The following is a 10877-nucleotide window of genomic DNA, read 5'->3' on the forward strand; positions in this document are numbered from 1 at the left end:
CGGGGGTTCCACGCACGCTGGACCTGCGAAGACGCGCTTCGAGTGGCGCACCCGGAGCTCTGACGTTAGGTTAGCCTCGCCAATATCATTGCGGAAGGTGGAAGACATGAACCGCTGGGCCCCGTACTACCTGTCCGCACTCCGGATCGTGACGGGCGTGCTGTTCGCGCTTCACGGCGCCGGAACCTTCTGGGGCTTCCTCGACGGCCGACGGTCGAGCCCGGAGGTCTTCGCCTGGCCCAGTTGGTGGGGCGCCGCGATCCAGCTCGCGGGCGGCCTGCTCATCGCCGTCGGCGCGCTCACCCGTCCCGCCGCGATCATCGCCTCGGGCTCGATGGCGTACGCGTACTTCGCCTTCCACGCCGGCGACGGGCTGTCCCCGCTCGCGAACGGCGGTGAGCTGTCGGTCCTGTACTGCTGGGTGCCACTGCTGTTCGCCTTCACCGGCGCCGGACCGATCAGCGTCGACGCCGTGATCGGCCGTCTCCGGGACGGCGATCAGGCTGAGGCGAAGGCTCCATCGGACCGCGCCGACGAGAAGGATGCGGCAGAGTCTGCGGTATGACCGCAGACATCCCCGAAGCCGCCCGCGCACTCCTCGACCAGGCCGTCGTCGTCGACCTTGCGACGGTCCGCCCCGACGGTGGCCCGCAGGTCAACCCGATGTGGTTCCTCTTCGAGGACGGACTCATCTGGTTCACCCACACGGACTACCGGCAGAAGTACCGCAACCTGCAGCACGAGCCGCGCGTCGCGATCTCCCTGCTGCCGGAGGGGAACCCGTACAACTACCTGGAGATCCGGGGCGAGCTCGACCGCGTCGAGCCAGACCCCACGGGATCCCTCTACACCCGGCTCGCCGAGCGCTACGGCCAGGGATCGGTGGTACCGCCGGATGCGGCGGATCGCATCAGGATCGCGATCCGCCCCACCCTGTTCAGCGGCAACGCCCTGAAGTAGGCGCTACAGCGCGGCCGCGATCTCGGTGCCCTGCCGGATCGCGCGCTTGGCGTCCAGCTCGGCGGCGAGCGCCGCGCCGCCGATGACGTGCGCCTTGACGCCGCGCTCGGCGAGCGCCTCGTCGAGGTCGCGCACCGACTCCTGTCCGGTGCACAGGATCACCGTCTCCACGTCGAGCACGCGGGCGTCCTTGCGCTCCTCGCCGAAGGTGATGTGCAGGCCGGCGTCGTCGACCTTCTCGTAGTTGACGCCCCCCAGCTGCTCCACGCCCTTCATCTTGACCGTCGCTCGGTGCACCCAGCCGGTGGTCTTGCCGAGGCCGATGCCCTGAGGGGTCGACTTGCGCTGCAGCATGTACACCTTGGACCGGGTCGACGGTGCAGGGGCCGGCTTGGTGATGAAGCCGGGCACGTCGCCCTGGCGGGTGACGCCCCACTCGGCGTTCCATTCGTCCAGGTGCAGCGTGGGGGACTTGTCGGTAGTCACGAACTCGGCCACGTCGAAGCCGATGCCACCGGCGCCCATGATAGCGACGGTGTCACCGATCTCCTTGGCTCCGCTGATCGCCTCGGCGTACGTGATGACCTTCGGGTGGTCCACGCCGGGGAACGACGGGACGCGCGGCACGACGCCGGTCGCGATGATCACCTCGTCGAACTTGCCCGCCAGAGCGTCGACGTCCGCGCGTGTGTTCAGGTGCACGGTCACCTGGTTCCGGTCCAGCATCGTGGTGAAGTACCGGATGGTCTCGTTGAACTCCTCCTTGCCGGGGATCTTCGCGGCGTAGCCGAACTGGCCGCCGATCTTCTCCGAGGCCTCGAACAGGTCCACCTTGTGGCCGCGTTCGGCCGCGCTCACCGCGGCGGAGAGGCCCGCGGGCCCGGCGCCGACGACGGCGACGCGCTTCGCGGCACGGGTCGGTGCGAGAACGAGATCCGTCTCGCGGCCCGCGCGCGGGTTGACGAGGCAGGAGACCTTCTTGTGCACGAAGGCGTGGTCGAGGCACGCCTGGTTGCAGCCGATGCAGGTGTTGATCTCCTCGGCGCGCTCGTCGCGGGCCTTGTTGGCCCACTCCGGATCGGCGAGCAGCGGGCGGGCGATCTGCACCAACTGGGCGTCGCCGCGCTCGAGGAGCTCCTCAGCGGTGGCGGGCATGTTGATGCGGTTCGCGGCGCACACGGGGATGTTCACGGCGCGCGTGACGTCGGCGGTGAAAGCGGCGAAGGCGGCGCGCGGCACCGAGGTCACGATCGTGGGCACCCGGGCTTCGTGCCAGCCGATGTCGGTGTTGAGGATGTCCACGCCGGCGTCCTCGAGCTTGTGGGCGAGCGAGAGGATCTCGTCGCGGGTCTGGCCGTCCGGGACGAAATCCGCCATCGACAGGCGGAAGACCACGATGAAGTCCTCACCGCAGCGCTTGCGGATCTCCTTGACGATCTCCACGGGGAAGCGCTGGCGGTTCTCGGCGGAGCCGCCCCACTCGTCGGTGCGCTTGTTCGTGTGCGCCGCGAGGAACTGGTTGATCAGGTAGCCCTCGCCGCCCATCACCTCGACGCCGTCGTAGCCGGCTTTCTGCGCGGTGCGGGCGGCGTTGCCGAAGTCGCGGATGGTCTTGCGGACCTCGAAGCCCGACATCGCGCGCGGCTTGAACGGGTTGATGGGCGCCTTGATCGCGCTGGCCGAGGCGCTGAGCGGGTTGTACGAGTAGCGGCCGGCGTGGAGCAACTGCATCGCGATCTTGCCGCCCTCCTTGTGGACCGCGTCGGTCACGCGCTTGTGCAGGATCGCGTCGATGGGGCTGGACATCTTCGCACCTGCGGGCAGCAGCCAGCCGGTGATGTTGGGGGAGTAACCGCCGGTGATGATGAGGCCGACGCCGCCCTTCGCGCGCGCAGCGAAGTAGGCCGCGAGCTTGCCGATGTCCCACGGCATGTCCTCGAGGCCGGTGTGCATCGAGCCCATCACGACGCGGTTCTTCAGCGTCGTGTGCCCGAGGTCGAGGGGCTCGAACAGATGGGGGTACTTGGCTGACATGGCTGATCCTTAATCCCGCTGATCGGGGTTCGAGACGGGGCTGGGTAGGGCTGCGAGCACTTCGTCGAGCCAGTCGACGGTGCCCTGTTCCGAGAGCACGCCGCCGCGCAGTACGAGGTACTGCTGCAACTCCGTGCCGGTCAGGGTGGACGGGGTGGGGTAGTCGCGGCTCTCGAAGGTGCGGAAGAGTGCGGCCCGCTCGGCGTGGAGATCGCGGACGCGCCGGATGTCCGTGACGAGGTCCGGCAGGTCCGAGGGGGCAGCACCGCGGATCCGGGTGGCCAGCTCCCGGCGGTCCGCCGCGTCCTTGCCCGGGGTGCGGATCCACTCCGACAGGGTCTTGCGGCCCGTGTCGGTGATCGAGTAGACCTTCTTGTCCGGCTTGCCGTCCTGCGCCTGTTCGACGTAGGTCACGAGGCCGTTCTCCGTCATCCGCGCCAGCGTCTTGTAGATCTGCTGATGCGAGGCGCGCCACCAGTGCCCGATCGAGCGGTCGAAGCGCCGGGTGAGCTGGTACCCGGTGCCCGATCGCTCGCTCAGGGAGACCAGGAGCGCGTGTTCGAGTGCCACAGGGCTGAGGCTACCGCCGCTTCCGTCCCTATGCAACTAGTTGCACTTCGCCTTGATGCCTATTGCCCGCGGTGGAGCCGATTCCGGATAAGATGACGGCCGCACCACTGCCTCCGTAGCTCAGTTGGATAGAGCAAGAGCCTTCTAATCTCTAGGTCGCAGGTTCGATTCCTGCCGGGGGCGCAAGAAAACCGCAGATCGGGGCTGGTGCCGGCGCGCTGCGCGGCGTTACGATCGACGGTGGACGTGGGGGCCTCACAGGAGGTGCTCGATGAAGCGGACAATTCGAACATTCGCGGTGGTGGCATGTGCGGTGGCCCTGTTCGGCAGCGGCGGCACGGCGGTCGCGGACCCGGCGCCCGCGCCACCGCCGGTCGGCTCCCAGTGCGGCAAGCCGGGCGAGAACAAGGTGATCACCACCATTCACACCTGCGCGACGATCAATTCGAACTGCACGGGCTACGACATGATGATCATCGGCCGGGTCGACAAGTGGGGACACTGTGTGATCCCCGGAGTGAACGGGACCACCTGGTGACGTGAGCGAGCTCGCGCTCCCGCTGGTCGGTCTCGTCGGCGGCGTCCTCGCGGGAGTCTCGCCGTGCGTGCTCCCGGTCCTGCCGGTCGTCCTGCTCGGCGGTGCCGGCGCGGGGGTCGACGGTGCCCGCGCCTCCCGGGCTCGCCCGGTTGTGATCGTCGCGGGCCTGGTGCTCAGCTTCTCCCTCTTCACGCTGTTCGGCACCGTCGTCCTCGCGCTCCTGCACCTGCCCACCGGGCTGATCCGCTGGGTCGGGATCACGGCGCTGTTGGTGCTCGGCGCGGCCATGCTGTTCCCGCCGCTGGAACGCCTCGTGGAGCGGCCCTTCGTGCGGATCCCGCAGCGGGTGCCGGGATTCCACGGTGACGGTGCCGCGGGCGCCTTCGCCCTGGGTGTCGCGCTCGGCGCGGTGTACGTGCCGTGCGCCGGACCGGTCCTGGCCGCGATCGCGCTCGCCGGCGCCACCGACACCATCGGTCCACGCACGCTGATCCTCACGGCGTCGTTCGCCGTTGGCACTGCGATCCCGCTGCTCGCCATCGCCCTCACCGGACACCGCCTGGCCGAGCGGGTCCGCGCACTGCAGAGTCGGCAGCGGACCATCCGGGCGGTCGGCGGCGTGCTCGTGATCGCGCTCGCCGTCGCGCTCGCGCTGAACGTCACCGATCTGATTCAGCGCCGCGTCCCCGACTACACGCAGGCCGTCGGCGATCGGCTGGGTGCCGCCGCCGTTGCCCCGCAGGTCACGGGTGCGGGCTCGCTGCAGCAGTGCCAGCAGGCCGCGTTCACGGGCACGGCGCAACTCACCGATTGCGGGCGCGCGCCGGAGTTCTCGGGCCTCGGGCCGTGGCTCGGGGTGGCGCCGCGCACCATGGCGGACCTGCGCGGCAAGGTGGTCCTCATCGATTTCTGGGCGTACTCGTGCATCAACTGCCAGCGCGACCTGCCGCATGTCGAAGCGTGGTGGAAGAACTACCGCGACCTCGGCTTCGAGGTCATCGGGGTGCACACGCCGGAATACGCCTTCGAGCACGACACCGACAACGTCACCGCCGGCGCGCGCAAACTCGGGCTGACCTTCCCGATCGCGGTCGACAATCGTTCCGCGACGTGGGCGGCCTATCGCAACGTCGCCTGGCCTGCGGGCTACCTCGTGGACGCCACGGGCACGATCCGGCTGGTCACACTCGGCGAGGGCCACTACGACAAGGCCGAGAGCGCCATTCGCTCGCTCCTGCTCGCGGCCCGACCCGGTGCGACGCTGCCGCCCGCCACCGACGTCCCCGACGCCACGCCGCGCAACGCGGACCGCACGCCCGAGCTCTACCTCGGCGCGGACAAGCAACAGGGCTACGGCGGCACCGGGGACTACGGGGCCGGCACCCGCACGTTCACCCGCCCGGATGTGGTGCAGCCGAACAGGTTCGCGCTCGACGGCACCTGGATCGTCGGTGCCGAGGACATCCGCGCCGGCGAAGGCGCCGCTCTCACGCTCGCCTACACGGCGCAGCGCGTCTTCCTGGATGTCGGCGGCACGGGCACGCTCACCGTCGCCGACGGTGGCACCGTCCGGACGATCGCCGTCGACGGTCCGCCGGACATCCGCACGGTCGTCGACCGTCCCGCCTCCGGAGCCGGGACGGTCACCGTCGGCCTGAGTCCCGGGCTGACGGCCTACTCGTTCACCTTCGGGTGACCCGGTCCCGAGGAGAGCGCGGTAGCGCGCAAAACGCGCAGAAGTGCGACTAAGACGCACAAGCACGCGCTGTGAGGCTGATCACGTCCATGCTCCCCGTGTTGCATCGATCACTCATTCACGAGGAGAAACCCCATGCTGACAGTCTTGGGACTGACCATGGTCGCGGCGTTCATGGTCGTCATCATGACGCGCCGCGCGACCCCCATCGTCGCGCTGATCGCCGTCCCGGTGATCTTCGGGCTGCTCGCCGGGGCGGGCACCGGCATCGGCAAGATGATCACCGACGGCATCAAGGACCTCGCCCCCACAGCGGCGATGCTGTTCTTCGCGATCATCTTCTTCGGGGTGATGATCGACGTGGGACTCTTCGATCCGGTCATCCGTGCGGTGGTCCGGGTGGTCGGCGAGGATCCCGCCAAGCTGGTGCTCGGTACGGCGGTCCTGGCGGGAGTCGTCTCGCTCGACGGTGACGGATCGACCACGTTCATCGTGACCACCTCCGCACTGCTGCCGCTATACCTCAAGCTGGGCGTCAGCCCCGTCGTCCTCACGGTGGTCGCGGGCCTCGCCAACGGAACGATGAACATCCTGCCGTGGGGCGGGCCCACCGCCCGCGCGGCCGCCGCGCTGAAGATCTCGCCGTCCGAGGTCTTCGTGCCCATGATCCCGTCGCTGGTCGCGGGCATGGTCGTGGTCCTCGCCTTCGCGTGGCACCTGGGTCTGATGGAGCGGAAGCGTCTCGGCAGCATCGTGATCCGTGAGCGTGTCCTCTCCGGTGTCGGTGCGGGCGGGTCCGGCGGCACCGTGGGCGGCGACGGTGCGGATGCATCCGTTCCGCCCACCGGGGGTACCGGCGACAGCGCCCTGACCGCGGTCACCGGGGCGCACGGCAACCCGAAGCTGCTGTGGTTCAACGCCGCTCTCACTGTTGCGCTGCTGTCTGTGCTCACTCTGGACCTGCTGCCGATCCCCGTGCTGTTCATGATCGCCGCCGCGATCGCGCTCGCCGTGAACTTCCCGAAGGTCGCCGATCAGCAGGAGGCCATCACGCGGCACTCGAAGTCGATCGTCTCGGTGGTCGGGATGGTCTTCGCCGCAGCGGTTCTCACCGGCGTCTTCAAGGGGACCGGCATGGTGGACTCGGTCGCCGCCTGGGTCACCGGCATCATCCCGTCCTCGATGGGTCCGCACCTCGCGGTCATCACCGGCGTCCTGTCGATCCCGTTCACCTTCCTGATGTCCAACGATGCCTTCTACTTCGGCATCCTGCCCGTGCTGTCCGAGACCGCGAGCCACTACGGCATCAGCGCCGCCGAGATGGCCAGGGCCTCGATCACCGGCCAGCCCTTCCACATGCAGAGCCCGCTGGTCCCGGCCATCCTGCTGCTCGTCGCGCTCGCCGGCGTCGGCCTGGCCGATCATCACAAGAAGGTGCTCTGGCGCGCCGTCGTCGTCTCGATCGTCATGCTGGTGGTCGGCGTCCTCGTCGGCCAGATCCCGTTCTGAGCGGTGCGTGAGTCGCTAGGCTGAGCGGATGCCCGGGATCCGGCTGCGCACGCAGATCCTCCTGCTCCAGGTGGTGATCATCATCGTCAGCCTGGCCGCCGGTTTCGGCATCGTGCTGCACCGGGTGGACACGGACACGCGCGCGGAGTACGGGCAGCGGGCGGCGGTGATCGCCGAGACGGTCGCCTCCGACACCGATGTCCGTGCCGGCGCCGCGGCGCAGTCGGCGGCGCGTCGTGCCGGACGACCGGCCTCCCGGGAGGAACTCGCCGCCGCGCCGCTGCAACGCCAGGCACTCGCCATCACGGAACGCACCGGCGTGCTCTTCGTGGTGATCGCCGATGATGCGGGATACCGCATCGCGCATCCGGATCCGGCCCAGCTGGGTGCGCCACTGAGCACCGACCCCTCACGAGCCCTCGGCGGCGACGTCGAGGTGACGCGCCAGCAGGGCACCCTCGGCGACTCCGTGCGGGCCAAGGCGCCGGTCCTGGGCGCCGACGGCACCGTCGTCGGCCTGGTCAGTGTCGGTATCTCCACGGAGACCGTCGCGGAGGCGGCGCGCCACACCGTCGTCCTGCTGACGGGGCTCGCCGCGCTCGCCCTCGCCGTCGGCGTCATCGGCTCCGCCCTCCTCGCCCGACGGTGGCGCCGCCTCACGCTGGGCCTGGAGCCGGAGGAGATGGCGGAGCTGATCCGCGAGCAGAACGCCGTGCTCTACTCGGGCTCGGAAGGAGTGATCGCCATCGACGCGCAGGGCATCGTCCGCGTGATCAACGACCGCGCCCGTGAGTTGCTCGGCGTCACCGCGGCGGCCGGCACACCGCTCGCGGACCTCGGCCTGACCGAGCGGGTCGCCGGGGTCGTCGCGACACCGACCGAGGTGCCCGTCGCGGCAGCCGTGAACGAGCGCGTGGTGCTCGTGGCGTCCCGCCGCGTGCATCGCGGCGGCACCGACCTCGGCACCGTGCTGACGGCGGTGGACCGTACCGACCTCGAGAAGCTGACCAGGGAGCTCGACTCGGTGCAGGCGATGAGCGCCGCATTGCGGGCCCAGCGGCACGAGTCCGCGAACCGGATGCACGTCGTCGCCGGCCTCCTGCGCGACGGCCGCACCGACGAGGCGGTCGCGTACCTCGACGAGATCGCGGGGGACACGGCGGTCCTCCCCGTCTCGGGCCTCGATCGCCTGGACGAGCCGCACCTGAGGGCCTTCGTCTCCGCCAAGGCGGCGCGTGCCCGCGAACGGGGCGTGCTGTTGCGCGTCGGTGCGGACACGGCGTTCGTGGGGGTACTCGCGCACCCCGTCGACACCACGACCCTCGTGGGCAATCTCCTCGACAACGCCATCGACGCTGCAGCCGAGGGCCCAGAACCCCGGACGGTCGAGGTCGACGTGCTGCGTGACGGTGTCGACCTCGCCGTGATCGTCGTCGACAGCGGGCCCGGATTCACTGTCGACGATCCATTCGTGGAGGGCGTCACCACGCGCAGTGATCCGACGGTGCCCGGCGGCCGCGGCCTCGGACTGGTGATCGCCCGGCAGGTGGCGCGCGGGCACGGGGGAGAGGTCGTGATCGTGGAGCGGGGCGGCGCCGACGCACCGACGACCGTGATGGCGACTCTGCCCGAGGGGGTGCGCGACGATGCCTGACGACATGCGGATCCTCGTCGTGGACGACGACTTCCGCGTCGCCGCGCTGCACGCGAAGATCGTGGACACCATGGTCGGTCTCACCACGGTGGGCTCCGCGCGCACCGTCTCCGAGGCGCGCGCGATCCTCGAGCGTGAGCACGTCGACCTGGCGCTCGTCGACGTCTACCTGCCCGACGGTTCCGGGATCGACCTGGTGCGGGAGATGCAGTGTGACGCCTTCATCCTCGGCGCCGCGGACGACGCAGCGAGCGTCCGCGCGGGACTGGCAGCAGGAGCGTTGCAGTACCTGATCAAGCCCTTCCCGGCCACGGAGCTCGCCCGTCGCCTCGGCGCGTACACCGCGTACCGCAGGATCCTGGTCGGTGCCGAGGTGACCCAGGAACAGGTGGACGCCGCGGCCTCCGTCCTGCGCAGCGAGCGTCCGGCGCCGCGCCGCGACGACAGCGGCTCGGTGACGGAGCGGCGGATCGTCGAGGCGCTGCGCCGCTCCGGCGCGCCGATGCTCGCGGACGACATCGCCGCCGACGTCGGGGTCTCGCCGGCTACCGCGCGCCGCTACCTCGCGGACCTGGTGCGAGAGGGAACGCTGACGATGGCCCTGCAGTACGGCACCACGGGACGGCCACGTCAGCGGTACGCGCTGCGCTGAGCCGACTTCCACGGTCGGAACCGATCGGCCGACTCGCCGGGTACCGGGCCGGTGTTGGCGTTAGAGTCCATCGCATGAGGACCACTCGGCTCGCGCTCGCTGTCACCACCGCACTCCTGGGCGCAGGGCTCGTCGCCGTGCCCGCCGCGGCGGCGCCCACCTGGTCGGGCCTGGACGCCGCGAACTACTCCGGACCGATACCCGGGAAGGGCGGCCAGCAGATCAGGTCCGTCGCGCTCGATCCCGCGGTGTCCCTGCCCGGCGCGGGGACGGCCAAGCGAGTGCTCTACTCGACCACCGATCAGCACGGGAAGGCGGCCACCAGCACCGGTGCGATCTTCGTGCCCAAGGGCGCCGCGCCGGCGGGCGGTTGGCCCGTGATCGCGTGGGCCCACGGCACCGTCGGCCTCGGCGACGATTGCGCCCCGTCCGCGAACCCGCGGTCGGACAGGGACAAGCAGTACCTGGGGCACTGGCTCTCGCAGGGCTATGCGATCGTGGCGTCCGACTACGCGGGCCTCGGCACGCCGGGCCTCATGAGCTACCTCAACAGCGTCTCGACGGCGCACAACGTCGTCGACTCCGTAGTGGCGGCCCATGCCGACCGATCACTGAACCTGTCGAAGAAGTGGGCCATCGTCGGCCAGTCGCAGGGCGGCGGCGCCGCGGTCAACAGCGCGCGGTGGGCTACGCAGTTCAGCGCGGGCAGCGACCTCGACTACCGCGGCGTGGTCGCCACGGGCACGCCGTTCAAGATCGAGGACGTGGTGAAGAACGTCGGGCCCGACACCGGCCTGCCCGGCGGCCTGAGTTCCGCCGCGACGTCCTACACCGCGTACATCCTGGCCGGGATCCGGGAGGCGAACCCCGGCGTCGACTTCGATTCGGTACTCACCCCGCGCGGCAAGGCGGCCGCCGCGAAGGCCGAGGTGCAGTGCTACGCCCAGCTCAGCACGACCCTCGCCGGGCAGAAGCCGACCGATTTCGTCACGGCGAAGATCGGCACCGTCCCCGGCGCGAGCGCGGCCCTGGACGAGTACATGGGTACGCCCACATCGGGCTACGACCGGCCGGTCTTCCTCGGTGTCGGGCTCAAGGACACCGACGTCCCCGTCCAGTCCTCGATCGCCCTGGCGGCGGCGTTGAAGAAGAGCGGCACGCAGGTCGAACTGCACCAGTACCCCGACGCCGATCACAGCGGCGCGGTGCTCGCCTCCATGAAGGATTCGACCCCCTTCCTGGCGCGCATCCTCGCCTGACCGGC

Annotated in this window: 10 protein-coding genes and 1 tRNA gene; 9 read left to right on the top strand and 2 right to left on the bottom strand. The window is 70.1% G+C overall.

What is annotated here, in order from left to right; genetic code table 11:
- Positions 1-106: 106 nt before the first annotated feature.
- Positions 107-565 (top strand): DoxX family protein, encoded by a 459-nt coding sequence (locus FK268_RS18505; RefSeq protein WP_146436813.1) that lies wholly within the window; start codon positions 107-109, stop codon positions 563-565.
- On the top strand, positions 562-960 hold the full coding sequence (locus tag FK268_RS18510) for a PPOX class F420-dependent oxidoreductase (RefSeq protein ID WP_146436735.1): 399 nt from the start codon (positions 562-564) through the stop codon (positions 958-960). Before FK268_RS18505 ends, FK268_RS18510 begins: the two co-directional genes overlap by 4 nt.
- A gap of 3 nt (positions 961-963) precedes the next feature.
- Here FK268_RS18510 and FK268_RS18515 read toward each other — a convergent pair whose 3' ends face one another.
- Positions 964-2994, bottom strand: coding sequence for an NADPH-dependent 2,4-dienoyl-CoA reductase (locus FK268_RS18515; protein ID WP_146436737.1), 2031 nt, complete (start codon positions 2992-2994; stop codon positions 964-966).
- 9 nt (positions 2995-3003) lie between these two features.
- On the bottom strand, positions 3004-3564 hold the full coding sequence (locus FK268_RS18520; RefSeq protein ID WP_146436739.1) for a PadR family transcriptional regulator: 561 nt from the start codon (positions 3562-3564) through the stop codon (positions 3004-3006).
- Between the two features lie 109 nt (positions 3565-3673).
- Between FK268_RS18520 and FK268_RS18525 the strand changes: the two genes are divergently transcribed.
- The 7 genes from FK268_RS18525 (at position 3674) to FK268_RS18555 (ending at position 10872) form a co-directional block, all read left to right on the top strand.
- Positions 3674-3747 (top strand) — tRNA-Arg (locus FK268_RS18525).
- Between the two features lie 88 nt (positions 3748-3835).
- A complete protein-coding gene (locus FK268_RS18530) occupies positions 3836-4102 on the top strand; it encodes a hypothetical protein (RefSeq protein WP_146436741.1) in 267 nt (88 codons plus the stop codon).
- Between the two features lies 1 nt (position 4103).
- A complete protein-coding gene (locus FK268_RS18535; protein ID WP_146436742.1) occupies positions 4104-5798 on the top strand; it encodes a cytochrome c biogenesis protein CcdA in 1695 nt (564 codons plus the stop codon).
- 135 nt (positions 5799-5933) lie between these two features.
- Complete coding sequence (locus FK268_RS18540; protein ID WP_146436744.1) at positions 5934-7307, top strand: CitMHS family transporter; 1374 nt, start codon at positions 5934-5936, stop codon at positions 7305-7307.
- A gap of 28 nt (positions 7308-7335) precedes the next feature.
- Entirely contained in the window at positions 7336-8961 is a 1626-nt protein-coding gene (locus FK268_RS18545) for a sensor histidine kinase (RefSeq protein WP_146436746.1), read from the top strand.
- Positions 8954-9613, top strand: a complete 660-nt coding sequence (locus FK268_RS18550; protein ID WP_146436748.1) for a response regulator — start codon at positions 8954-8956, stop codon at positions 9611-9613. Before FK268_RS18545 ends, FK268_RS18550 begins: the two co-directional genes overlap by 8 nt.
- 74 nt (positions 9614-9687) lie before the next feature.
- Positions 9688-10872: an alpha/beta hydrolase family protein gene (locus FK268_RS18555; RefSeq protein WP_146436750.1), complete on the top strand. Its 1185-nt coding sequence runs from the start codon at positions 9688-9690 to the stop codon at positions 10870-10872.
- Positions 10873-10877: the final 5 nt, after the last annotated feature.

The sequence above is a fragment of the Tsukamurella sputi genome (genome assembly GCF_007858445.1).
Classification (GTDB): Bacteria; Actinomycetota; Actinomycetes; order Mycobacteriales; family Mycobacteriaceae; genus Tsukamurella; species Tsukamurella sputi.

Coding starts and splice junctions, on each gene's coding strand:
- FK268_RS18505 (WP_146436813.1), top strand. CDS start 107: ATGAACCGCTGGGCCCCGTACTACCTGTCCGCACTCCGGATCGTGACG.
- FK268_RS18530 (WP_146436741.1), top strand. CDS start 3,836: ATGAAGCGGACAATTCGAACATTCGCGGTGGTGGCATGTGCGGTGGCC.
- FK268_RS18540 (WP_146436744.1), top strand. CDS start 5,934: ATGCTGACAGTCTTGGGACTGACCATGGTCGCGGCGTTCATGGTCGTC.
- FK268_RS18555 (WP_146436750.1), top strand. CDS start 9,688: ATGAGGACCACTCGGCTCGCGCTCGCTGTCACCACCGCACTCCTGGGC.
- FK268_RS18545 (WP_146436746.1), top strand. CDS start 7,336: ATGCCCGGGATCCGGCTGCGCACGCAGATCCTCCTGCTCCAGGTGGTG.
- FK268_RS18515 (WP_146436737.1), bottom strand. CDS start 2,994: ATGTCAGCCAAGTACCCCCATCTGTTCGAGCCCCTCGACCTCGGGCAC.
- FK268_RS18510 (WP_146436735.1), top strand. CDS start 562: ATGACCGCAGACATCCCCGAAGCCGCCCGCGCACTCCTCGACCAGGCC.
- FK268_RS18550 (WP_146436748.1), top strand. CDS start 8,954: ATGCCTGACGACATGCGGATCCTCGTCGTGGACGACGACTTCCGCGTC.